The sequence below is a fragment of the Mucilaginibacter calamicampi genome, from assembly GCF_042676765.1.
Classification (GTDB): Bacteria; Bacteroidota; Bacteroidia; order Sphingobacteriales; family Sphingobacteriaceae; genus Mucilaginibacter; species Mucilaginibacter calamicampi.
In genome coordinates this window covers 493090-517622 of record NZ_JBHTHU010000006.1, presented here as the reverse complement: position 1 = coordinate 517622, position 24533 = coordinate 493090, and the positions used below count along the sequence as shown (strand labels likewise).

Here is a 24533-nt window from a genome sequence, read left to right as displayed (position 1 = left end):
TAATGAATTTAATATTTATAAAGTAACCGGAATACTTTTTGCCGGATAAATATTATTCTCGTTCAAATAGTCTAAATAGTAATCGCCTATATATTCGTTTAAAGCGATTTTCCAATCCCGCATGATATTGATATTGCGTAGTTCCAATTTTTTATTCACCAGTCTTTCAGATGGTGGCCTGGGCGCAAAATAAATATCTTTGAAATAGCTTGACGATACGTTGTTAAACGTCACCTCGTCTTCTAAACGCAGAATTTTTACCAGTTCACGTGCAACTTCAAGCCTGCTTGTCTCGCCGCCGCAAACCATATTGTATAAGCCCCAATATTCCCGTTCAAGCAACAGCTTAACGTTCTTGGCAAAATCAACGGTAAAGGTTGGTGTTCCGTCTTTATCATTAACAATGTGCAGATCGCGCTTGCCATCTACCAATTGCTTAATTACTTTATTGATGAATTTTTTATCCTTTTCAGGGCCGCCTCCCATCATCCAGCCTGCACGGCAGATAACGTATCTCTTGGCGTTTTCGCGAACGTAGCGCTCGCCCATATATTTAGAGCGTGCATAATGGCCAAGTGGATTGGGTTCGTCCCAATCGTCGTAAAAATCTTTTGTACCGTCAAATATGCCGGCAGTGCTAACATAAAAAAGGGGTATGCTTAATTGGTTGGCAATAAACACGGCGTTTTCAACACATGTTGTATTGGTTAAATAAGCATCATCCTGATTTAGCTCACAATACTCCAGATCTGTGTGAGCACCCAAATGGAATAAGAAATCGGGATTAAACGCTTCAACGTCCTTTTTGTAAGCTTCGAAATTACGGAAATCTAAAAAGCTAAGCCATTGTTCATTTACGTCCTTATCAGTGCACTTAATGAAATAATCTTCCTTAAAAATGCGGTAAAATGCTTCTCCAAGCATTCCGCCCGCACCGGCAATGTAAATTTTTTTCTTCATATTAAACGTTTAACCATAGAGGCAACATCCGGCAGATGCTTTAAAGTGCGAAAAGGTGCGAAAACTTTACATTCCAAATTTAGTCTTTTTTTTGGAACACGACCAGATAGCACTTAAAAACATATTATAATTTTAAAAAAACGTGTTTGATGTTAAAAAAAACACCACAAATAAGCCAAACTCATATAAAAATGATTAATAGTTATCAGCTACTTACCCATCTGAAAATTGCAAATTTTCTATGTTGTAATAACTTTTATCCTATTTATACAATAAAGGCCGGGGTTTTTATTGTTAATATTACAAAGTCTAAATTCTATGTATAATACAAGCCACTTTATATTTTGTTTGTTTTGCGGCTGAAAATAGAGTAATAAGTGTTTATAATTTCGTCAACAAATATTAAATATGAATATTCTTGTTGTTAACTGGACATGGTATCCCAGTGGCGGTGATTGGACCTATGTTGAGAATGTAGTGGACCTTTATACAAGGAACGGGCATACAGTTATTCCTTTTTCAATGAAGGACGAGCGCAATTTTCCATCGCCATACAGCGAATATTTTATTGAGAATATTGATTATAAAAAAATAAATAAACGCAGTTTATCTGCAGGAATAAAAGTTGTAGCAAAAAGTATTTACTCGTTTGAAGCACAACAAAATCTGGAACGTTTACTTAACAATGTAAAAATAGATTTTGTACACATCAACGTTATACACCACTACATTACGCCTACTATTTTAAAAATCATAAAAAGCAGAAACATCCCTGTAATATGGACGCTGCACGAATACACCCCTATTTGCCCTGAAAGTACGTTTATAAGCCACGGCAAAATTTGTGAGCGTTGCTACGGAGGCGCCTTTTATAACTGTATAACGCATACCTGTAAAAAAGGATCAGTATTAGCAAGCACTGTAGCCGCTTTGGAAAACTATGTACATAAGTATCTTAACTATTATAGTTATGTAGATTTTTATGTTTGCCCATCAGTTTTTTTATATAATAAGTTTAAGCAGTTTAATTTTTTTAGCGATAAACTGGTGCAATTGTATCACGGCTACAATTATTCAGAAATAGACTTTGCCTTACAAACGCATGTTTTAGCTAAAGAAAGGTATATTGTTTTTGTAGGCCGGCTTGAAAAAATAAAGGGGACACACACTGTTTTAAAAGCTATTAAACGCTGCCCAAACATATCATTAAAAGTTGTTGGCACCGGCACGCAAGAGCAAGAGTTAAAACAATTTGTATTGGAAAACGGCTTGCAAAATGTATGCTTTGAAGGAAAGAAAAACCGTAACGAAACATTGCAAATAATAAAAAATGCAGATTTTTTGATATGCGCGTCTGAATGGTATGAGGTGCTTGGCTTTACTGTTGTAGAAGCAATGGCCTTAGGCAAACCGGTAATCGGATCGGCCATTGGCGCCATACCAGAAATGGTGATAGATAACCATACCGGATTGTTATTTGAGCCGGGCAACGATGCCCAACTTAGTGAGTTGATAACAACCTTGTGTGCCGATGACGACCTGATAACAAAACTGGGAAAAAACGCGCGACAGCATATTACAACCCTTATAGACAATAATAAACACTACGCGGGTTTGCAGCAACTTATTCCCGGTTTATAATTACCCTCAACAAATTGTGTCAAATTGCGTTATTGGGGTTAGTTTAGGCGTTATCCTTTCTGTATTACCCTACACCGATATAATACTTTATATTTGTAACAGTCATAAAAAATTACATGCAACATAAATACCTGTTATATATACTGCCCCTTATTATAGTTTTTCTTTTTAGCAGTGCCGTAGCGCAATCGCCCGAGTCTATTGCTACAACAAAGGTTAGCTCACTACCTGACGAAAAGATAATAGATTTATGGAACCAGGCTAAAGCACAAGGTTTAACAGAAACCGAGGTATATGCTGTTTTAAAGCAAAAAGGCATGCCGGCCTCAGAGATAGAAGAGTTAAAAAACAGGGTTACCTTGCTGGGATTATCCGGTACGGGCTCGGCAACGAAAACCTCATCAGCGCCGCCGGTAAATAAAATTGATCATAGTCGCACAAACACCGATACTGTATCAAAACCAACAGCAAAAAAACAAGAAGAGCCAAAAAAAGCAGATAATCTTACAATATATGGCTATGATATGTTTAGGCAAAGCGGCCTCTCTTTCGAGCCTAATTTTTCGGCACCTACACCTAAAAATTATATTTTAGGGCCCGGCGATGAGGTGATAGTATTGGTAACCGGTTTAAATGAAAGAGATATAAAATCGGTAGTTACGCCTGAGGGAAACCTTCAAATACCCAACGCCGGCATTATTGCTGTGGCCGGCTTTACTATAGAACAAGCAACCAGTTTAATAAAACGAAGGTTGGCCAAAGTATATCCGGCCATAGAAAGCGGCAAAACAAGCGTAACAATCAGTCTTGGTAATATTCGCCGTATCCGGGTTACTGTTACAGGCGAGGTAAATACTCCCGGGGGATACACCGTATCCGCGTTAACCCCTCTATTTAATGTACTTTACAATAGCGGTGGCCCAAATGCTAACGGATCATTAAGGCAAATACGCTTAATAAGAAATAATAAGCTTTTTAAAACCGTAGACCTTTACGAGTTTTTACAGCAAGGCACTATGCCTAACAATATACGACTTGAAGATCAGGACGTTATTAATATACCTGTTTACAAAAAACTTGTAGGTATTAAAGGCGAAATAAAACGCCCGGCGTATTACGAGTTGAAGGATAATGAAACCATGGCTGATTTGATAGCCTATGCCGGTGGATTTACTGCCCAGGCGTATAAAGGTGTTGCAAAACTTATCCAGATTAATGATTTGCAAAAAGATGTGAAGGACGTATCGGCAAATAGTTTTGGCAATTACGTGTTACGCAACGGCGACATGGTAGAAATTAATCCAATTACAGATCGTTATACAAACAGGATCATTCTTGAAGGCATGGCATACAGGCCCGGCGTGTATGAACTGGTTCCCGGCCTTACCTTATCGCAACTATTAAAAAATGCTCAGGGGCTTAAGCCTGAAGCTTATATGGAAAGGGGCTTTATAAAAAGAACAATGCCCGATCTTCAGCGCACCTCTATTCCCTTTGACCCAAGGCAGATTTTGGCAGGTAAAAATGATATACCGCTTATGCGCGAAGATTCCATATTGATATTAAGTCAGGATGTATTTATATCCAACCAAAAAATAGCCGTGAACGGTTACGTTAGAAAACCTGTAACCATTACTTATCGCAGTGGGTTAAAGTTAGCAGACGTTATTGCTTTGGCCGGTGGTTTTGATGACGAGGCAGCTGCTCATCATGTTGAGGTTTCCCGCATTATAAATAATAAGTCAGACAGCGTGGCAACCCAACTGGTTAGCACGTTTGTAGTTAATATGGAAGATCCTTCCGATCCTAATTATAACGTTGAGCTGCAACCCAGGGATGTGGTTAATGTGTTAAGGCTGGTTAACAACAGGCCTTTGGGCAATGTTAAAATAAGGGGCGAGGTGGTTTTCCCGAACGATTACGCTGTGCAAAAAAGGGATGAAACAGCACAGGAATTTTTAACCCGGGCGGGCGGTATAACTCCGTTTGGTTCGGCAGAGAATGTCCAAATATTCAGGAGTGGCGTTCGCGTTAATGTTGACGTACTTTCTGCAAAATCAAAAAATATATTATTGCCCGGCGATAGTATTTATGTGCCGCGCGTTATATCAAACGTTGAAGTTGCCGGTGCGGTAAATAACCCGCAATACATACTTTATAAAGGGCGCAATTTTAAATATTATATAGATGCAGTTGGCGGCACAACTCAAAAAGCACGACTTAAAGGTGCGTATATAAAATACCCTAACGGTATGAACAGGCCTGTTAAAAACGTACTGTTCTTTAAATCGTACCCGCCTGTAAAACCAGGCAGCAAAATAATAGTGCCCGAGAAAAGTCCTGACGCGCGAATAAAAGTAGGCATAAGTGATTTAGGAGGGATAGCTGCAGCTTTAACAGCACTGGTTAGTATTGTAGCAATTTTATCTAAGTAAAACCTATGAGCGGCACTGATCAACCAAGCGCTTTTGAACGCGAGTTTTCCATTAAGGAATTATTTAATGACAAGTATCGCGACATTAAATACCTGCTGCAGTTTAGGGCTTTAATAGTGGCATGTATTATTGGGGGCGCCGTTTTAGGCGCGCTGGCGGCCTATTTAAAAAAACCAACTTATACAGCCCGGTTAACATTTGTAATTGATGATGCGAAATCCTCGGGTTCAATGGGTGGACTTTCCAGCCTGGCCGGCCAATTTGGGTTCAATCTTGACGGACTTGGAGGCGCGAGCGGGGTACTTGCCGGTGACAATATTGAGGAATTGGTAAAAAGTCAAAAATTAATACAAAACACATTAGTGTCAGCATACGATGATACCCAAACGCTTGCTGACAGGTATGCTGCCGCGTATAAGCTTGATAAGGAATGGCTTGAACATAGCCCTGATGGCAAAATTATTCGATTTCCGTTAAATGGTAAAAATAACACTCGTTTACAGGACAGTTTATTGCATGAAATAACCGAGCTTATTTTAGACAAGGGGCAATTTGGCATCTCAAAGCCCGACAAAAAACTTGGCTTTTTCGAGATAAACGTAACCTTTAAAGATGAGAAACTGGCTATGCTTTTTTGCCGGCGAATAATAAAACAGTCGACAGATTTTTTTATAACGACAAAGACAAAGCGGCTAAAGAATAATGCAGACAGGCTCCAGGTACGTGCCGATAGCCTGGAAAGGCTGCTTAACTCCAAAACCTACGCTATGTCTAACACAGCTCGTGTAGGCCTTGATCTAAATCCGGCGTTTGCAGAAGAAGAAGCACGGTTGGACATTAAGCAACGTGATAAAATTGTGTTGAGCACTATTTATTCTGAAACTGTTAAAAATCTGGAAGCCAGCAGAAGCATGTTAGCTCAGGAAACCCCTACCGTACAAATAGTAGATGAGCCGGAGCTTCCATTAAAGAAAAATCGTCTTAAATATCCGGTTGCTATTGCGGCAGGTATAATAATTTTATTATTGCTATTTGCCACGTATAAACTAATGGTGCGCAAGCCTTCAGAATCTGAAAGTTACGCCTAGTTCTGCATGGAAATTATTAACCGTATTATGAGGCACATAATATTGGCCCGGAAGAAAGTCTTTTAAAATCCATTGGTAATTTAAAGAGTTAATGTGTTGTAATTTAGCATTGAACAGCAAATTACGATAGTTCCATTGTCCTTGAAGCGCAATAGCGAAGTCAACCCATTTTCTTTTATTTCCATACACATCAGAAAGGAACGTATCAGAAAAGTCAACATTATGTTCGTAACGTTCAAAGCCAATGCCTAAACTTTTTAAACCAGATATCCACTTAACATCAAATGATTGCAGATTACCACCCGGCCCTGTGCCTGCACCTAAAACCTGCCCTTGATTGGTGTGCCCTTCTCTTACTTGATAGTGCGTATACCATGTGCCGGCTGTCCTAACTACCCTATCCGGGGTTTGTGATAATTGGGTAATTTCGCCACTCAATAATAAATGGCTGGTTGACTGCGCGTTAAAGGGTATTATTTTCCTTAATCCGAACACATATGCCCTGGAGTGATCCGGAGAACCAATAAAGTCCCTGTAGTTATAAGAATTGTCATTTAAGCCATATTCAAAATATACTTCGGCCTTTGCTTTCTTAAACAACCAACGGGCATAAAATGAAGTTATCTGATCGCGGGGTACGGGATCTCCATCATTTGTATTTTGTTTTTGATAAGGGAAAAAGAACGGCACATAATCACTAAATGTCTTAATTGACGTTCGGTAGGCATTAAATGTTCTTATTAGCCCCACTGTTAGCCCCGGAATCCATTTAGGATGATAGTTAATATTTAACCCCGTAAAATACCTCCAGTCGTTATTTTGGGGCGTAACCAGTTTTGGCTCTCCGGATAGCAAAGCAAAGTTAGAGTTATCTAAACGTGCTGCCAGCACCTGCATTTCAAAATGTCCTATTGGTGTTTTAACAGGTTTAACGGTATTTAAAGTAAGATGCTTAAAACCAGGTGCATTATTACTTAAAATAAGGGCGTTGCGTATCCCCGGCCCCCACCATACATTTTCGTTAGATAAACCAATTGATATTGGGCTAAATGTTAACCTGATGCTACTTTGCCCCAAAAACATTTTTTTAAATGGCACTGTTCCAAAACGCTCGGGCTGGTCAATAGCGCCAAAATACGCGTTGTAATTAGCTAAATCCTGGGCTGACTTACCTGTTGCAAAACCATTAAAAGAATTATTTTGAGCATAAACGTATTCTGGTTGCAGTTGAATTGTTAGCGGGCCAAATTTTAAAAAAATGCCGCCACTAATTCTTGTTTGGTACCCCCGCGCCGGTATCATGCTGCCATCGTTCCAGCCATAAGGTTGGTTAGAATTAAACTGCTGCTGTATATGCACAGGCAAAATTTGAAATACACCAAGCTTTTTTGCGAAATGAATAGGGCCGGCTTTTACCCAATGATTTGCAGCTAAACTACTATCAGGGTCGTAAATATCATTAGCTTTTGAAGAGTAGCCCACAAACAGTGGTCTAACGGTAAATGAGATATTAGAGTCAACGTGTCCAAGCAATTGCTCCCGCCTGTAATAGTCGTCTAAATTGGGGTCGCCAACAATTATAGTTTGCGCATTTAAACGGCAACTTAAAAAAACGCACAATACGCTTAAAATTCCAGTAAGGAAATATTTTCTTCTCATTCGGTATTAACTTGTAAAGGTAGATAAGGTTTATTGGTTGTAAATAAAGTTAACCAATAAATTAGGGGTTAGTTTAACGTAACCGTGTAAATTTGCTAAAATCTATAGGTTAAACCCAACTCTCCGTGCAAATTATATACAGTATTATTGGGTATATAATAACTATTAGGCGTATAATTTTTTAATAACCAGTTGTAATTTAGCGATTTAACAGTTTGCAGCTTTGCGCTTAACAGCAAATTTTTATAATCCCAATCGCCCTGCAAACCAAATGCAATATCAACCCAGTTTCTTTTATTTCCATCAATGTCTTTAAACTCCGTTTTTGAAAATTCAAGATTATGATCATATCTGTCAATCTTTATCCCAATCTTTTTAAGGCCTGATACCCAGCTTAATTCAGCAGACTGCAGATTGCTCCCCGGGCCAATACCTGCGCCCAATATTTGCCCTTGCTGTGTATGGCCATGCCTAACACCAGCGTGGATGTACCAATACTCAATACCCCTAACCATTCTTTCAGGGCTTTGAGCCAGTTGGGTTATCTCTGCCCCGATTAAAATATTTTGATTTTTCTTGCCATTTACCGGTATCATTTTTCTGAAACCAAATATATAAGCCCGTGCATGGTCCGGAGATAGAACAAAATCGCGTACGTTGTAAGAGTTGTCATTAACACCGAACTCAAAATACACTTCGGCCTGTGCTTTGGTAAACAACCACCGGGCATACAAAGATGTATATTGATCGCGTTCAAAAGGATCGCCGTTAGCGTCAACTGTATTTGCCTTAAAGTAAGTGAAAAAGAAAGGGAAATACCCGCTGATACCTTTTACATCTGAATGGTAAGAGTTGAATGTTCTGGTTAAACCCAGTGTTAAACCCGGTACCCACTTAGGATGATAGTTTAAGTTCAGCCCGGTAAAATATCGCCATTCCTGCCTTTTGGGGTTAAGTAAATTTAAGCCGGCCGAAGTGGTTGTGACAGGTAAGGGCGAATAACCTGAACCATCCAGTTTTCCTGCTATAATTTGTCCTTCAAAGGCACCTATCTTTGTTTGGATGGGCTTTACGGTATTAAGGGTAAGATGTTTAAATCCGCCGGCGTTATTACTTAATATTAGTGAATTATTGATTCCAGGTCCCCACCATAAGTTTTCATTTGATAACCCCATAGATATCTTCCCGAAAGTTAATCGGATACTGCTTTGGCCCCAAAACAATTTTCTGTAGGGTGTAGTGCCAAATCTCTCCGGCTGATCTATGTAATTATTCCAGGTGTAATAATGCGTTAATTCTGTATCGTTGTGACCAACAGCATAACCCTCAAATTGATTATTGGCCGCATACACAAACTCCGGACGCAATTGTATGGTTAAAACGCCGTATTTGAAAAATAAGCCACCGCTTACTAAAGTTTGATAACCTTTGGCCGGGATCATAACACCATCGTTCCATCCGTATGGATGGTGGGTATTAAATTGTTGCTGCCATGTTAAGGGCAACAAACGTAACACCGCACGCCCGCTTGTTAAATTATCTGTTGATGTTAGGGTTTCTGATTTTTTTAGTGTGCCTTCGGGGTCGAATACGTTAGTAGCTTTCAGTGCTTCGGCAAAAATTGGCCTAACTGTAAAGGAAACATTCGAATCAACTTTTCCAAGTAGTTGCATTCTCCTGTAATAATCATCAAGCAAAGGCGCGCCAACCGGGATAGACTGAGCAACTAACTTGTTGGATAAGATAACAGTAATACCAGAGATTATTGTTACTATCCACAATACTTTTTTCATTGTTAAAATCTGTACGTTACACCTGCTTGAATTTGCACATTAGTTACATCCTTACCGTTTACCCAATAATCGTCGCCCGGGTTCTGCCTTAAATACCATTGATAATTTAAGGATCTTATTGCCTGTAATCTGGCGTTAAAAATTAAATTTTTATAATTCCACTCGCCATGCGCAGCCAAACTTAAATCAACCCAATGGCGGCGTGGGTCGCCGCTATCAATGTAGGCATAGTAATAAAAATCATTATTGTGCACGTAGCGCTCTAGCTCTATACCCAGTCTTTTTAAACCCTTAACCCAGCTAACGTTTACAGTTTGCAAGTTTGCACCCGGGCCAATGCCGGCGCCCAGGGCCTCACCCATGTTGGTATAACCTTGTCTAACCCATTTACCAACATACCACTGTTTACCTTGGGCAAGCAGATCCAACGAATTTACTTGAAACTGGGCCGCTTCTATACCAATTAATATGCTTTCGTTACGCGATTTATTGAAAGGCAACAATTTTCTGAGTCCAAAAATATAAGCGCGAGAATCATTAGGCGACAACAAAGCTTGTGTTAATGTTCCCTCAAAATTATATTGACCATACTGGAAGTAAATTTCCGCATGCTCTTCGGTCCACAGCCACCGCATAAACATTGAGCCCATTTGGTCTTTTTTGTTAATTTGAGCGGTTGGGCTGTTTACTTTTTTAAACTGAGTAAATACCGGCAGGTAATCCTTAATTCCATTTATATCCTTCCCGTACATTATAGCCGACTTATCAAATCCTAAAAACAAGCCTTTTATCCACTTAGGCTGCCATGTTACAATGAGACCTGACAGATATCGCCAATCATTTGGTTTTGGTACATTTAAATTTGTGCCGAAGAAATAATGATCTGGTGTTAAAGGTGCAAATCCTGAATTTTCTAATCTGCCGGCTATTAACTGCGCCTCGAAAGTTCCTATAGGCGTTTTTACCGGTCGTAGTGTATTAAGTGTAAGGTGCGCAAAACCCGGCGCGGTATTGCTCATTAGCAATGAATTACGCATGCCCGGCCCCCACCATAAATTTTCGGTAGATAGGCCAAAAGAAATCCCTTTGTGATTTAATCTTATACTGCTTTGCCCCCAGTTTAATCTAACATAGTTATTAACTCCAAACCTAACCGGCAAATCAATATTGTTATAAATGTCATAGTACCGGGCGAATATTACATCGTAATGGTTGGCATTAAAACTTTCAAAATCAGAATTTTGAGCTAATACTACTTCCGGTTTAAATTGAATTGTTAAGGGGCCATATTGAGCAAATATTCCTGCACTTATAACATTTTGTAACCCCTTAGCGGGTATCATCGCTCCGTCATTCCATCCGTATGGATGATGTGTGTTAAACTGATATTGACTGGTTATTGGTAATAAACTACCTTTTATTGTCCCGCTGGCATTCTGAAAATATCTTTCAGTATTTAATAAATTAAACTTTGCTTCGGTAGAATCCGGATAAAAAGGGTCGGCCCCTTTAGTAATACTACCCGGAAACAATGGCCGAATGGTAAAGGATACATTAGTATCAGCCTGCCCCGTTAATTGGGCTCTCCTGTAATAATCTTCAATAGCGGGAGTTCCAACCGGCAGAGATTGCGAATAACATGCTAACTGAAATGCGATCAAAAAAACTAAAGTCCAATAAATATGCTTTGCTATCTTCATAGCTTAATTGCTTTAATATTAAGGTTGTCTATTGACCAGCTTTCATCGCATTTGGGATCCGGCGCATTAGGTTGTACTAATTTATCAAGACATTGCAGCAGCAAAGTGGAATTTGAATGACTTATAGTTTTTACAATCTTATAAACAGATGTGCCCCTGGGCTCTGTGGGTTTACAAGCAGCCGGCAAATTTATTCTATAAGCCCCGGTTTTAGGATTGTTGTAATTATTGGGATAATCTAAGGGATATGATTGCGGTGAACAAAACTCATTTACCCCGCACGTAGTATTTGAAAAAGTGGTGTTAACGTATAAGCCACCATCTACAAGCAGTTGCCATATATCCGGTCCGTCCACATCCTGTTTATTGCCGTCCCAGCTATCGTGGATATAGAGATCTAAACTTATGGTAATAAGATCATGCGCTGGCAAATTATCAAGTTTCAAAGTAAAATTGCCGTTGTTGTAACGGCCTAAAACAGCTGTACCATTAAACTGCTCAATTTGTCCGTTTGTAATTTGAGACAAATTATTACTCTCAAAATCGTTATTATATACCTGGGTTTGCTCGCTTGCTTTATCTTTACAAGAGGAGATAAAAACAAAAAAGAAAAGTGCAAGGAGAACGTTTTTCCTCATTTAATTATACCGCCTTGGATACCAGATCTAACTCCTCAAAAATAGAGTTTTCGCTCTTAAATTCATGTACAATTTTCTTCATGGACTTTACAACAGCTAAATCGTCGCTTTTCTGTGCGTTTTCTATTAATTCACTAATTTGAGATTCCACTTCAACAAATAAAAACTCGTTAACCTGGCCTATCATAATCTTTTCATGGTGAGTAGGCAGGGTATTTTCGCTATCATTTAATAACTCTTCAAACAGTTTTTCTCCTGGTCTTAACCCGGTATACTCTATTTTAATATCCTGATCAGGAATAAGGCCGGCCAGCTTTATCATTCGCTTAGCCAACTCAACAATTTTCACTGATCTGCCCATGTCAAATATAAATATCTCACCGCCCTTGCCCATACAACCGGCCTCAAGTACAAGGCGGCAAGCTTCAGGGATCGTCATAAAATAACGTGTTACATCAGGGTGTGTAACTGTTACCGGCCCGCCTTTTTCAATTTGCTGCTTAAACCGCGGAATAACGGAACCGTTAGAACCAAGTACGTTTCCAAATCTTGTTGTAATAAAACGTGTATTATGTTTACCCGCCAAATTACTAAAGCCATTTAAAACTTTAAAGTTGGGATTGCTTATAGCTCTATTCAAAGATTGTACATACATCTCGGCAATGCGCTTAGAGGCCCCCATTACATTAGTTGGGTTAACCGCTTTATCGGTAGAAACCATTACAAACTTTGCCACGCTGTGTTTTACTGATAGATCGGCGATGGTGCGGGTACCTAACACGTTGGTTTTAATAGCCTCTGCCGGGTTATCTTCCATCATGGGAACATGCTTGTACGCTGCGGCGTGGTATACGTAATGAGGCTTATAGGCATCAAACAGAAACTCCATTCTTGCTTTGTCTCTTACATCACCAACAAACGGACAGATATTTGCATGAGGTGCACTTTCTGAAAGCTCTAAATACAAACTATGCAATGCCGTTTCGGCCTGATCGCATAAGATTATGAGTGATGTATTAAATGACGTTAACTGACGTGCAATTTCGCTTCCTATAGAGCCTGCTGCACCGGTTATTAATATACGTTTACCGCCCAACTCTCTTTTTATGCCGGTTGTGTCAATTTCAATTGGCTCCCGGTTCAACAAATCTTCAATATTGATGCTCTGTATCTGAGCCGGAAGTAACTCACCATCAGCCCACTCATTATGTGGAGGTATATTAAGTACCTTAACGCTGTTCTCAAGGCACATATCAACTAACTTGTTTTTATGATTTATAGGCAAAGAGTAGGTAGCAATAACAAGTTCATCAATTTTTTGATCAGCTATTAATCGCGGCAGTTCGCTGGCATTAAATATTCTTACACCACCAATAGTTTTGCCTACTTTGCGAAGATCATCATCAACAAATGCTATTATTTTGCGATTTACTTTGTAAGCGTTATCAAATGAACGCTTGGCTGCCACACCCGCTTCTCCAGCTCCGTATATTACAATGTTCTTCTCATCCAGCTTTAAATTACGGAAGTAAATAAAAGCATATTTCACTACAATACGGTAAGCAACCATAAGCAGGAAACAGCTTAAAGACATGATGACTAAAACACCATTGGATATTATGGAATGTTGTAAAAAAGCGCTTGATGCAATATTTATTAAAAAGAAAGTGCCAAAATTAACCAGAACGGCAAACAGTATGCGTAATGTGTCCTGCATACCTGTATATCTTATAATACCGGCATAGGTTTTTATCCAGCCGAAAACCCCGATGCTTAAGAAAGTAAGTATTAATATATTGCGGCTAAATTCAACTTGGTCAAGGGTAGAAAGATTGAAATTGTATTTGATTAAATATGCACCAATTAGAGATAAGATACTTATAGATAAATCAAGCGCAAAAATTATCCATCGTGGAACAACGTTAAGCTGCCCTAAATACGTATACGAATTCATAGTAGTTGGTATAGATGTCCGTTCATTAACAATTTCTTAAAGATATTGTTTACCAAGCCAATCTAATAGTATCAGGGGGAACACAATTATAAGTGCCTAGGCTAAATTAATTATTATTAGCATCAACTTTTTTAAAAAGCCTGTCCCGCCCCTCCATTTTTATTCTTAACAGAACAAATATAGTAACCCCAATCACAATATAAAGAATAAACCATAATAAGTTGCTAATATCTGCGGTTATTAAGATAATATTAATTAAGGCTTGCATTATCATATATATTAACGCAACCATTAAATGAGGCATTTGTTTTTCGTTTGCAAGGAATTGATAAAAATGGCTTCGGTGTGCTTTAAATATATTCTCGCCTCGCCAAAATCTTAATAAAATTGTTGTTACCGCATCAACTCCATAAATAAAAAGTATCATTATATACTTAATATTTTGGGTGTTTATAATAGCCAGTAACACAAAATATAGTATTATAAACGCAAGGCTCATGCTGCCTACATCGCCGGCAAAACATTTTGCTTTTTTACGAAAATTAAAGAAGCAAAAAACCAATACACCCACTATAGCTGCTAATAAATAAACGCCCGTAGTAAATGCAATTTGTGTGTTTAAAAACCACAAAGTGCACAAAGCTACCAGGCCATATCCACCTGTAATACCGTTAATGCCATCCATAAAGTTAACGGCGTTGAGCGTACCTATTACAAAAATAAATACAAGTAAAATTAAGTAGAAAGGAAGACTGTAGAGATTAAGCTGATAAAATAGAAATGCTACTGCAATTACATGAAACAGTATTCTTATACGATTATTTAAGGGGCTTAAGTCATCAATAAAGCTTATAAAGCTTATAAAAAGCAAACCGATAACGAAATAAATTTGCGAAAAACCCTGTAAAATGGTGGCCAACAGTATTGCAATGGTGAAAATAACTCCCCCACCCCGTATTGTTACCTTTGTATGCGAGCTACGATGATTGGGGCGATCAATGATGTTATAATTTTCGGCTAAGCGGAAATAAATCAATTCAATGCCAAAGAGCGTAAAGAACAGCAAAACAATTTGATACCATTTTATCATAGCTATCTTTTATTCTGTTGCTTCATGATTGGAATGCTTTGTAAAGCTTAAACAATAATTGCTGTGTGCGCTAACGCTAAATAACAAATGCTATTTATTTAAGCTTACTATACCCAGTATTATTGCTCCTAAAGAGGCCAAACCTGTTGTAAAACCTAATATAGTTTGCACCGTAGTAGCTGGCGAAGGCAGTTTTTTAGGAACATATATTTCTGCTCCGGGCTTTACTGAAGGGTGGACGTTAAAGAATAAAAACTTCCTTGTTGCTTTAACAGATCCGTTGGCATAAACAATATATCCTCCACGCTTTAGTGCTCTTGCAGAATATCCGCCCGAGTTAAGTACATAGCCCCTGAAGCTTTTACCCTTACTGTATACAATTGCGCTTGGATAAAGCACCTCGCCATTTACCTTAACTATTTGTTGCTGTTTGGGTATACGCAATACATCGCCGTTCTCTAATATAATGTCGTCACCTACTCCCGGGTCCTTCAATATTTTTCTAAGGTTAATTCCTATGTAATTGTTTCTAAGTTGGGCAGTATCGGTGTTTGTTTTTACCGAGTCTATATCCTTGGTAGAATATGTTCTCTGAAACTGTCGCAACCGTGCATTTCGCTCTGCATTCGCATCGGCCTTGCTTTTGCTAACGCCTAAAATAGCTTCATTATCACGTTTTAAACTACTTCCATCTACGTCAGCAGACGAGGTTAACCCCCCGGCCCTTTTAAGAATGTCAGAAATCTTTTCATTCTTTTTTTGAATTGTAAAAGGCCCCGGATACAGTACCTCGCCTTCTACGTATACAACTTTCTGTGTTTCGTAGCCCGGCAAAGCGTAAATTGACACAATGTCAAATGGTTTAAGTGTAAAACCCATGCCATCCTCCTGCAACCTGCTGTTAACATCTACTGTAAATATCTGAGCAACTTTGCTATTAATTGCACGGGGGTCGCTGTCAAACACTCGCCTGGATACTTCTATCCTTTTGGCGCTCGCACCTTCAGAAAAGCCACCCGCCAGCACAATAAGATCTGCCACTTTCATACTATCCGCATACGCAAAGTCGCCCGGATTTCTAACTTCTCCTTGTATGGCCACCCTGTATTTATCACGCAGATCAAATAATGATGAAATGGTTATAATGTCCTCCCGTTGCAACGCTATATCAGCACCAGCTTTATTTATTGCGTCAAATAAATTAAATGATATTTGCTGTGTAGTATTATCAGGGTTAAGTCTTATTATGCTGGCCCTACCGGTAAAGGCATCTTCTTTTAAACCGCCTGCGTTCTTAATTAACTGCGAAACCGTTAATCCCTTTTGCAATTCAAATTGGCCGGGTCTGAACACCGCCCCATTAATAACTACTCTGTTCTCAAAACGGTCAAGTATTCGTTCAACAACAAATCTATCTCCCCGCAATGGTATATAGCTCTTAAAATCTGCCTCTAAAACTTCTGTAATTCTACGTTGCTGGTCTGAAACCTGGTTTATTTTGATACGCGCTGTATAAGCCTCGTCGGTAAATCCTCCGCTAAAGTCAAGCAGTGTTTGCAAGGTTTCGCCAGGTAATACTTCAAAAATTGCCGGTATTTTTACCTCACCCTTTAATTCTGCTCGCAAACGGTAAGATGGTACGCGTATCAGATCCTGATCCTTAAGCCCGATATTGTCTTTCTGACTGCCTTTTACTAAAAAGTCATATAAATCAAGATGCCTTATTATTCTATTGTCTCTAATTACTTCAATGTCACGAAAAGAACCGATATCATTAGGGCCCCCTGCCGCGTATAACGCAAAAAAAACTGTTGATAATGACGACAAAGTATATGTGCCGGGACGCATAACCTGACCCTGCACCAGAACCTTTATACTGCGTATATCACCTAAAGTTACCTTTAGCTCCGTACCCCTTCCTATAGCGTATCTATTAGCTATTAAAGTGCGCCTTATCAAGGCCGTTGTCGCTTCAATTGTTTTACCCGTTACGTTTACAGGGCCTACTCCTGGTATACTAATATTTCCTTCAGGGCTAACCGCTAATTTCCAGTTAGCTATAGAATTACCGTAAACCTCTATATTCAAAATATCTCCAGGACCAAGTATATAATTAACTGGTGTTGGTAGTTTTAAATTAGGCTCAAAAGAATTGACTTTAGTGTTTCTAAACAACGTAGCTCCAAATATCCTGGGCTGAATACTTGCAAATAGGTCTTCGCGATTTCCTTGCGGAGCGTTTTTAATAGTATCTGCCCCATAGTTTCTACCTCTGGCCTGGGCCGTATCCGGTGAGCTTCCGTTAAATCCTGCACTCCCTTCTTTACTGCGAATGTCGGCAACTCTTGCTTGCAGACGTTGTATCTGCGCGGAAGACATTCCTCTGGTTTGGGCTGTCTGAATTAATTGCGCATCACTCAAGCCTGATGATTGAGCGTTTTGCATAAGTTGCCTTATCTGCGCGTCAGAAAGTTCGTCAACGTTAACTGTTGACATATTTTGCGGTACTGCCTGAGCGTTTACCGGGGTAAACTTTACAATAACTAAAAAAAATATAACTAGAAAAAGTATTGATTTATTCATATTTACTATAATCAGAGATCCGCTATCTCGCGTAATACCTACTTGGTGGCCAAAGTTAAAAATTAATACTATACAATTTAAGGTATGGTTAGCCCGCCGCTAATATCATAATTTTAATAGTTAGCTAGCTATGTAATAGATCAGGTTGATCAGTAGTTCAATCAATTTACCTTTTTATGTTACTGTGGAGATCCCCCTCAAAAATAGTAACTCAAAAAGTTAAGGTTAAAAAGCATTCTCATCGCCTTTAGCACTATTCCACACCGTAAGAAAAATTATTTTCATATCCAGCAAAAAAGACCAATTTTCAAGATACCAAACATCTGCCTCAACGCGTTTTAACATCGCTTCTGTAGTTTTTGTTTCACCACGCAGACCTTTTACCTGAGCCCAACCGGTTATACCCGGCTTTAAAAACTGCCGTATCATAAAACTGTCTATCAATTCTGAATACTGTTCGGTATGACTGATCATGTGGGGCCTTGGTCCGACAACCGACATATTGCCTATTATTACATTGAAAAACTGTGGAAGTTCATCAATACTTGTACGCCTTATAAAAGCACCAATCTTAGTTATCCTTTTATCATCTCGTGTGGCTTGCCTTTTGTCTGAATCATCATTTACCTTCATGCTTCTAAACTTATAACACATAAAGGGATCATTGTCTCTGCCAGATCTTTCCTGGGTAAAAAAGATTGGCCCTTTTGATTCCAGGCGTATTAAAATGGCGAGTATTGGAAACAGCCAGCTAAAGAAAAATACTATTACAAACAGGGCGAAAAGTATGTCAAAAACACGTTTAATAAATCTGTTAAGCATGTTCTCAAGCGGTTCAGGCCTAACAGATATTACCGGTATATTACCAAAACTTTGAATTAATACAGGTTTGATACCGTAGTCGTAATACTCAGGAACAAAGCGAAAGCGTATCAGGTTTTTGTCGGCGTCGCTCATCAACTGCTCTATCTTACTTTTTTCTGATACCGGTAGTGCGCAAAATATCTCATCTACCCTATTATTTAACACGTAACTTATTGACTCTTTAGTACTACCCAGGTACATTCTTTTGTTAGTTATATTATCAGGGTTGTCATCAAAAAAACCAACAAGGTTGTATCCAAGGCCAGAGTTATTCTCAAAATAATGCTGAAGATCTACTCCTATTCTGCCTGAACCTACGATCACAACATTTCGCGAATCATAAAGCCTGGCTCTGTCACTTTTTCTTATTGCAAGAAAAATCAACTTCCAGGTAGCCAAAAGTACACTAAAGGAAACCGATGAATATAAAAGGTATGATCTTGTAATAAAGTAGGTTTTAGGCCCTACTATTATTACAATAAAACATATTATGCAGATAAAAATTACGTATGTTTTAAAAACATTGCGGTAAGTGCGTATAGAATCCTTATTGAGAACCTGCTCGTATAATCCGGTTAAATTTGCAGAAAGCAGCCAGGTAAAGTTAAACACTAATACTATGGGCAAGTAATTTATGTTTTCAATAAAAAAGGTGTTTTCTTTACCCTCAAAATAGTAAGCCAAAACCATGGCAACATTTAAGCTAATATGATCAAAAGTAAGATTGATCGCTTTTATAAATGTTAAATATCGGTGGCTCATTAAATTATATCTTTTTTTAGTTCCTTATATCTTTTACCAAAGCACTACAACAATGCAATAAAACCCCTAGTTAAAGGGTTGACCCTATAGATCTAACCTGAAAGCCAATCGCCTTTAATTCTGCAATATCTAAAACATTTCTACCATCAAAAACAGTAGCGGGTTTAAGCATATTGTTGTAAATAGATTTCCAGTCGTAAGTTTTAAATTCATCCCACTCTGTTAAAACGGCTATAGCATGCGCCCCTTTGCAAGCTTCATACGGATCAAGATATACTTGCAGATTAGCTCTATTCTCTGCTCTCTCGCGGGTCTTTAGGTAATCCAGGTCATTGTACACTTGCTCTTCAGATACTTTCGGATCATATACAGCAAGATTGGCTTGCTCAAATAACAAATGATCTGCTACATGAATAGCCGGAGATTCTCTTGTGTCATTTGTGTCCTTTTTAAAGGCCCAGCCCAACAGGGCTATCTTCTTACCATTAACTGTGTTATATAGCGTACTTACAATCTTGCTGGCAAACCTGGTTTTTTGATGATCATTCATTATAATAACCTGTTCCCAATAGTTTGCTACTTCGTTAAGCCCGTAACTCTTAGCTATGTAAACCAAATTTAAAATATCTTTTTGAAAGCATGAGCCCCCAAAACCAACAGAAGATTTTAAAAATTTGGAGCCTATGCGACTATCTGTACCTATGGCCCGTGCTACTTCGGCTATATTAGCTTCGGTTTTTTCACAAATTTCAGACAATGCGTTGATTGAAGACACCCGTTGCGCTAAAAATGCATTGGCTGTTAACTTTGATAGTTCTGAAGACCATACGCTGGTGGTTAAAATCCTGTCGCGCGGAACCCAATTTGCATAAATATCAACAAGCTTTCTTAAAGCTTCCTGTCCCTCGGGTGTATCATCTCCACCAATTAACACACGGTCCGGCGAGTCCAGATCTTCCACAGCTGTACCTTCAGCAAGAAACTCCGGATTAGACAATATTTGAAAAGACACACCGCTGCCGGTATGGGTTAAAATATCTTTTATAGCGCTAGCTGTGCGAACGGGCAAGGTTGATTTTTCTACAATTATTTTATCATTTTTTGCTACACTAGCTATCTGCCGTGCGCAAAGTTCAATCCATTTTAAGTCTGCAGCCTGCCCTTTTCCCGCTCCATACATTTTGGTGGGTGTGTTTACAGATATAAAAATAACTTCAGCTATATCAATGGCTGAATTCACGTCAGTTGAAAAAAACAGGTTCCTGCCTCTTGCTTCGGCAACAACATCGCTCAAACCTGGTTCATAAACCGGAATATTGCTTACGTCCTCGTCGTTCCATGCAGCTATTCTGGCTTCATTAAGATCCACCACGGTAACATTGATGTGGGGACACTTTTTTGCTATCATTGCCATAGTTGGCCCACCAACATAGCCCGCGCCAATACAACAGATGTTTTTTACAGACATTTTTTTAGATTTAAATGTGTAATAAGTTTTTTAATTTCTTTACAATTATACAAGTTCCATTAAGTATGAGCCATAGCCGCTTTTAATGTACTTATCAGCAAGTTTATGTAACGCTTCGCGATCAATAAAGCCCATTCTGTAAGCAACTTCTTCAATACAACCAATCTTTGTGCCTTGACGCTTTTCAATAACCTTTACAAATTCTGAAGCATCACTTAACGAATCAAAAGTGCCGGTATCAAGCCATGCCATACCTCTATCCATTAAACCAACCTTTAATTTATTTTGGTCAAGGTACCATTTATTAACGTCTGTAATTTCATATTCATCGCGTACGGACGGTTTTATATTTTTAGCTACTTCAACAACAGAGTTGTCATAAAAATATAAACCAGGCACAGCGTAATTAGATTTTGGAGCAACAGGCTTTTCTACAATAGAAAGAGCATTAAAGTTACTATCAAATTCTACAACACCATATCGTTGAGGATCTGCTACCGGATATGCAAATATGGCAGCTCCAGTAAGGTCATTAAAGCTTTGTAGCAAAGTACTAAAACCGGATCCATAAAAAATATTATCGCCTAACACCAAGGCGACTTTATCATTCTTTATAAATTCTTCGCCAATTACAAAAGCCTGAGCTAAGCCATTGGGTTTTTCCTGTACAGCAAATTCAAAATTACACCCTAATTCTGCGCCGTCGCCTAAAAGTCTTATAAACCCTGCCTGATCTTCGGGCGTGGTTATGATAAGTATGTCCTTAATACCGGCAAGCATTAATACTGATAGCGGATAATAAATCATCGGCTTATCATATATAGGCATTAGTTGTTTACTTATTGCTTTGGTAATGGGATAAAGGCGTGTACCTGAGCCACCAGCAAGTATAATTCCCTTCATGTTACAAAATTAGAGCGTTTATAAAATCGTTTTATTTCAAGTGTAAAGTTATTACACTTTTGCACTAACAATTTTAAGAAGTGCCAAATTCTACTTTAGTTTTATAGAAATCATTTAAAAATAAAAATCACTTTCATTAAAAAATGGTAATTCTTTGTCTTTATCAGATACGATTAATTCATTAACATCGATTTTCCAATCAATATTAAGTGTAGGGTCTGCGAAATTAATACCTGCTTCAGATTGTTTATTATAATAATTATCACATTTATATTGAAATACTGCTTCATCACTTAACACAACAAATCCGTGTGCAAAACCACGTGGAATAAAAAATTGGTGACGGTTAGACTCTGATAGCAGTACAGGCTGATATTTTTTATAGGTAGGAGAGGATCTGCGCAAGTCAACCGCATAATCCAACACTTCGCCACGTACAACCCTAACTAATTTAGCCTGGGCATATTCGCCAGTTTGAAAATGCAACCCTCGTAAAGTGCCTTTTTTAGAAAAAGATTCATTATCCTGAACAAATGACACTGAATGGCCCGTAAGAGCTGTGAAGGTTTTTTGGTTAAATGATTCAAAAAAATATCCCCGGTTATCGTTATAAACATTAGGTTTAATTACAATGCACCCTTCCAGGTTAGACGATGGTATAATATTCATAACAAGCCTTATGATTTAAAAATGCAACTTACTACATCTGATACCATGTAATTGAGCCTTTGGTTATGAATAGTTTTCATGTGTAATTCTAATAAATTCTTTTTATACTAAAACCGTTTTATTTAGTTTATCTAAATAATCCTGATATGTTAAAGATAAGCCTTCTTCTAAATTAATCCGATGTTTCCAACCCTTACTTTCCAGTTTAGAAACATCCATCAGTTTTCTTGGAGTTCCGTCTGGTTTTGAGCTGTCAAAATTTATAGCTCCACTATAGCCGGTTACCTGCTTAATTAATTCTGCCAACTCTTTTATTGACACATCAGTACCTGTTCCAATATTGATCAAACCTTCCTCGTTGTAAGTTTGCATTAAAAAATAACAGGCTTCTGCCAAATCATCTGCAAATAAAAACTCTCTTTTGGGTGTTCCGGTACCCCAAATGGTTACAGCGTCTGCCTGTGCTACTTTAGCTTCGTGAAAACGCCTGATAAGTGCCGGCAATACGTGTGAATTTTCAGGATGGTAGTTATCATTGTAACCATATAAGTTAGTAGGCATAACCGAAATGAAGTTACACCCATATTGCTGTCTATATGCATCGCACATTTTTATACCAGCTATTTTAGCTATAGCATATGGCTCATTTGTTGATTCTAATGGCCCGGTTAATAAATACTCTTCCTTTAAAGGTTGAGGTGCCATTTTTGGATAGATACAGCTAGAGCCCAAAAACATTAGCTTAGTTACCTTATTCAGATAAGAAGAATGGATAATATTGCTTTGAATTTGTAAATTATCGTACAAAAAATCAGCCCGGTAGGTGTTATTAGCCAGAATACCCCCTACTTTGGCGGCTGCAAGAAACACATAGTCGGGTTTTTCATCGGCGAAAAAATCGGCAACCGCTACCTGGTTACGCAAGTCTAGCTCTGATGAAGTACGGGTAATAATATTATTGAAACCCTCTTTGGTCAGTTTACGATAAATAGCAGACCCCACCATCCCTCTATGGCCTGCAATATATATTTTAGCATTTTTGTCCATGTTAATACCTATTTTACTCATATTGGTTTTTAATGGAGTATCCTGAATCACGCAGCAACTTTTCTTTTTGGAAAAGCTGCAAATCAGCTGCAACCATCTCTTTTACCAATTCATTCAAACGATATTTTGGCTTCCAATTTAATTTCTTTTCTGCCTTACTTGGGTCACCAATTAATAATTCAACTTCTGTAGGGCGATAGTATTTCGGATCAATAGCTACTATTTCAGTGCCGGCTTCAACATTATAAGAAGGGTTAGAGCAACTTACAACATAACCTTTTTCAGCAACCCCCTCGCCTTTAAACTCCAAAGTTATTCCAACTTCGTTAAAAGCCAATCGTACAAAATCACGCACTGTTGTAGTTATGCCCGTTGCAATAACATAATCTTCTGGTTGATCTTGCTGCAAAATTAAATACATAGCTTCCACATAGTCCTTAGCGTGTCCCCAGTCCCGTTTAGCATCCAAGTTACCTAAATATAACTTGTTTTGTAACCCCATAGCTATTTTTGCAGTAGCTCTGGTTATTTTCCTGGTAACAAAAGTTTCTCCTCTAAGCGGGCTTTCGTGGTTAAACAATATGCCATTGCAAGCATACATATTGTAAGCCTCCCTGTAATTAACCGTTATCCAATAAGCGTATAATTTAGCAACAGCGTAGGGCGACCGTGGATAAAAAGGTGTATCTTCTGATTGAGGAACAGCCTGAACCAAGCCATACAATTCAGACGTTGACGCTTGATATATCCTGGTTTTTTGGGTCAAACCCAGTAAACGTACTGCTTCCAAAATACGCAATGTGCCAATTCCATCCGCATTAGCCGTATATTCCGGTGTATCAAAGCTAACCTTAACATGCGACATAGCGCCAAGATTGTAAATCTCGTCAGGCTGCACTTGTTGTATAATACGAATCAGGTTTGTTGAATCTGTCAAATCGCCGTAATGCAATGTTAGATTAACATCCTTTTCATGTGGATCTTGATATAAATGATCAATCCGGTCTGTATTGAATAATGAACTCCGACGTTTTATACCATGAACTTCATAGCCTTTAGACAACAATAATTCAACTAAATACGCACCGTCTTGTCCGGTAACACCGGTCAGCAGAGCAACTTTTTTTTGGTTTGGCATTTTCAAATATTTTGTAAATAGTTCTAAGTAAGATTAACGTTTATGTGACACCTGGGTTTAATATTGATTCAGATGATGGAACCTTCTTACTTAAAATGTTACTTTTTGAATAACATTTTATCAATGCGATAAAGATACAAC

17 protein-coding genes are annotated in these 24533 nt (G+C 38.5%); 3 read left to right on the top strand and 14 right to left on the bottom strand.

What is annotated here, in order from left to right; genetic code table 11:
* Nucleotides 1–15: 15 nt before the first annotated feature.
* The gene (locus ACFQZS_RS11820; protein WP_377100440.1) at nt 16–960 is read right to left on the bottom strand and encodes an SDR family oxidoreductase; all 945 of its coding nucleotides are present in this window, start codon (nt 958–960) and stop codon (nt 16–18) included.
* A gap of 408 nt (nt 961–1368) precedes the next feature.
* Between ACFQZS_RS11820 and ACFQZS_RS11815 the strand changes: the two genes are divergently transcribed.
* The 3 genes from ACFQZS_RS11815 (at nt 1369) to ACFQZS_RS11805 (ending at nt 6124) form a co-directional block, all read left to right on the top strand.
* Nucleotides 1369–2601 carry a glycosyltransferase family 4 protein gene (locus ACFQZS_RS11815; protein WP_377100438.1) on the top strand — a complete coding sequence of 411 codons (1233 nt, stop codon included), beginning with the start codon at nt 1369–1371 and terminating at the stop codon, nt 2599–2601.
* A gap of 116 nt (nt 2602–2717) precedes the next feature.
* Nucleotides 2718–5036: an SLBB domain-containing protein gene (locus tag ACFQZS_RS11810; RefSeq protein ID WP_377100436.1), complete on the top strand. Its 2319-nt coding sequence runs from the start codon at nt 2718–2720 to the stop codon at nt 5034–5036.
* 5 nt (nt 5037–5041) lie between these two features.
* Entirely contained in the window at nt 5042–6124 is a 1083-nt protein-coding gene (locus tag ACFQZS_RS11805) for a hypothetical protein (protein ID WP_377100434.1), read from the top strand.
* On the opposite strand, the gene ACFQZS_RS11800 is transcribed toward ACFQZS_RS11805, so the two are convergent.
* The 13 genes from ACFQZS_RS11800 to gmd all read right to left on the bottom strand — a co-directional run bounded on the left by ACFQZS_RS11800 (nt 6101) and on the right by gmd (nt 24392).
* A complete protein-coding gene (locus ACFQZS_RS11800) occupies nt 6101–7783 on the bottom strand; it encodes a capsule assembly Wzi family protein (protein ID WP_377100432.1) in 1683 nt (560 codons plus the stop codon). The genes ACFQZS_RS11805 and ACFQZS_RS11800 overlap by 24 nt on opposite strands.
* A 95-nt stretch (nt 7784–7878) precedes the next feature.
* Entirely contained in the window at nt 7879–9576 is a 1698-nt protein-coding gene (locus ACFQZS_RS11795; RefSeq protein WP_377100430.1) for a capsule assembly Wzi family protein, read from the bottom strand.
* Between the two features lie 2 nt (nt 9577–9578).
* On the bottom strand, nt 9579–11276 hold the full coding sequence (locus ACFQZS_RS11790) for a capsule assembly Wzi family protein (RefSeq protein ID WP_377100428.1): 1698 nt from the start codon (nt 11274–11276) through the stop codon (nt 9579–9581).
* Nucleotides 11273–11914, bottom strand: coding sequence for a hypothetical protein (locus tag ACFQZS_RS11785; protein ID WP_377100426.1), 642 nt, complete (start codon nt 11912–11914; stop codon nt 11273–11275). Before ACFQZS_RS11785 ends, ACFQZS_RS11790 begins: the two co-directional genes overlap by 4 nt.
* Before the next feature lie 4 nt (nt 11915–11918).
* Entirely contained in the window at nt 11919–13868 is a 1950-nt protein-coding gene (locus ACFQZS_RS11780) for a polysaccharide biosynthesis protein (protein ID WP_377100424.1), read from the bottom strand.
* Nucleotides 13869–13974: 106 nt separating this feature from the next.
* The gene (locus ACFQZS_RS11775; RefSeq protein ID WP_377100422.1) at nt 13975–14958 is read right to left on the bottom strand and encodes an MraY family glycosyltransferase; all 984 of its coding nucleotides are present in this window, start codon (nt 14956–14958) and stop codon (nt 13975–13977) included.
* Nucleotides 14959–15048: 90 nt separating this feature from the next.
* Complete coding sequence (locus ACFQZS_RS11770) at nt 15049–17541, bottom strand: SLBB domain-containing protein (RefSeq protein WP_377100420.1); 2493 nt, start codon at nt 17539–17541, stop codon at nt 15049–15051.
* Nucleotides 17542–17766: 225 nt separating this feature from the next.
* Nucleotides 17767–19167 (bottom strand): undecaprenyl-phosphate glucose phosphotransferase, encoded by a 1401-nt coding sequence (locus tag ACFQZS_RS11765; protein ID WP_377100418.1) that lies wholly within the window; start codon nt 19165–19167, stop codon nt 17767–17769.
* Between the two features lie 70 nt (nt 19168–19237).
* Complete coding sequence (locus ACFQZS_RS11760; RefSeq protein ID WP_377100416.1) at nt 19238–20635, bottom strand: UDP-glucose 6-dehydrogenase; 1398 nt, start codon at nt 20633–20635, stop codon at nt 19238–19240.
* 45 nt (nt 20636–20680) lie between these two features.
* Nucleotides 20681–21538 carry a glucose-1-phosphate thymidylyltransferase RfbA gene (gene rfbA, locus ACFQZS_RS11755; RefSeq protein WP_377100415.1) on the bottom strand — a complete coding sequence of 286 codons (858 nt, stop codon included), beginning with the start codon at nt 21536–21538 and terminating at the stop codon, nt 20681–20683.
* A gap of 114 nt (nt 21539–21652) precedes the next feature.
* On the bottom strand, nt 21653–22207 hold the full coding sequence (gene rfbC, locus ACFQZS_RS11750; RefSeq protein ID WP_377100413.1) for a dTDP-4-dehydrorhamnose 3,5-epimerase: 555 nt from the start codon (nt 22205–22207) through the stop codon (nt 21653–21655).
* A gap of 102 nt (nt 22208–22309) precedes the next feature.
* On the bottom strand, nt 22310–23254 hold the full coding sequence (gene fcl, locus ACFQZS_RS11745; protein WP_377100569.1) for a GDP-L-fucose synthase: 945 nt from the start codon (nt 23252–23254) through the stop codon (nt 22310–22312).
* Between the two features lie 13 nt (nt 23255–23267).
* Complete coding sequence (gene gmd / locus ACFQZS_RS11740; RefSeq protein ID WP_377100411.1) at nt 23268–24392, bottom strand: GDP-mannose 4,6-dehydratase; 1125 nt, start codon at nt 24390–24392, stop codon at nt 23268–23270.
* Nucleotides 24393–24533 lie beyond the last annotated feature (141 nt).

Coding starts and splice junctions, on each gene's coding strand:
- ACFQZS_RS11820 (WP_377100440.1), bottom strand. CDS start 960: ATGAAGAAAAAAATTTACATTGCCGGTGCGGGCGGAATGCTTGGAGAA.
- ACFQZS_RS11815 (WP_377100438.1), top strand. CDS start 1,369: ATGAATATTCTTGTTGTTAACTGGACATGGTATCCCAGTGGCGGTGAT.
- ACFQZS_RS11810 (WP_377100436.1), top strand. CDS start 2,718: ATGCAACATAAATACCTGTTATATATACTGCCCCTTATTATAGTTTTT.
- ACFQZS_RS11805 (WP_377100434.1), top strand. CDS start 5,042: ATGAGCGGCACTGATCAACCAAGCGCTTTTGAACGCGAGTTTTCCATT.
- ACFQZS_RS11800 (WP_377100432.1), bottom strand. CDS start 7,783: ATGAGAAGAAAATATTTCCTTACTGGAATTTTAAGCGTATTGTGCGTT.
- ACFQZS_RS11795 (WP_377100430.1), bottom strand. CDS start 9,576: ATGAAAAAAGTATTGTGGATAGTAACAATAATCTCTGGTATTACTGTT.
- ACFQZS_RS11790 (WP_377100428.1), bottom strand. CDS start 11,276: ATGAAGATAGCAAAGCATATTTATTGGACTTTAGTTTTTTTGATCGCA.
- ACFQZS_RS11785 (WP_377100426.1), bottom strand. CDS start 11,914: ATGAGGAAAAACGTTCTCCTTGCACTTTTCTTTTTTGTTTTTATCTCC.
- ACFQZS_RS11780 (WP_377100424.1), bottom strand. CDS start 13,868: ATGAATTCGTATACGTATTTAGGGCAGCTTAACGTTGTTCCACGATGG.
- ACFQZS_RS11775 (WP_377100422.1), bottom strand. CDS start 14,958: ATGATAAAATGGTATCAAATTGTTTTGCTGTTCTTTACGCTCTTTGGC.
- ACFQZS_RS11770 (WP_377100420.1), bottom strand. CDS start 17,541: ATGAATAAATCAATACTTTTTCTAGTTATATTTTTTTTAGTTATTGTA.
- ACFQZS_RS11765 (WP_377100418.1), bottom strand. CDS start 19,167: ATGAGCCACCGATATTTAACATTTATAAAAGCGATCAATCTTACTTTT.
- ACFQZS_RS11760 (WP_377100416.1), bottom strand. CDS start 20,635: ATGTCTGTAAAAAACATCTGTTGTATTGGCGCGGGCTATGTTGGTGGG.
- rfbA (WP_377100415.1), bottom strand. CDS start 21,538: ATGAAGGGAATTATACTTGCTGGTGGCTCAGGTACACGCCTTTATCCC.
- rfbC (WP_377100413.1), bottom strand. CDS start 22,207: ATGAATATTATACCATCGTCTAACCTGGAAGGGTGCATTGTAATTAAA.
- fcl (WP_377100569.1), bottom strand. CDS start 23,254: ATGGACAAAAATGCTAAAATATATATTGCAGGCCATAGAGGGATGGTG.
- gmd (WP_377100411.1), bottom strand. CDS start 24,392: ATGCCAAACCAAAAAAAAGTTGCTCTGCTGACCGGTGTTACCGGACAA.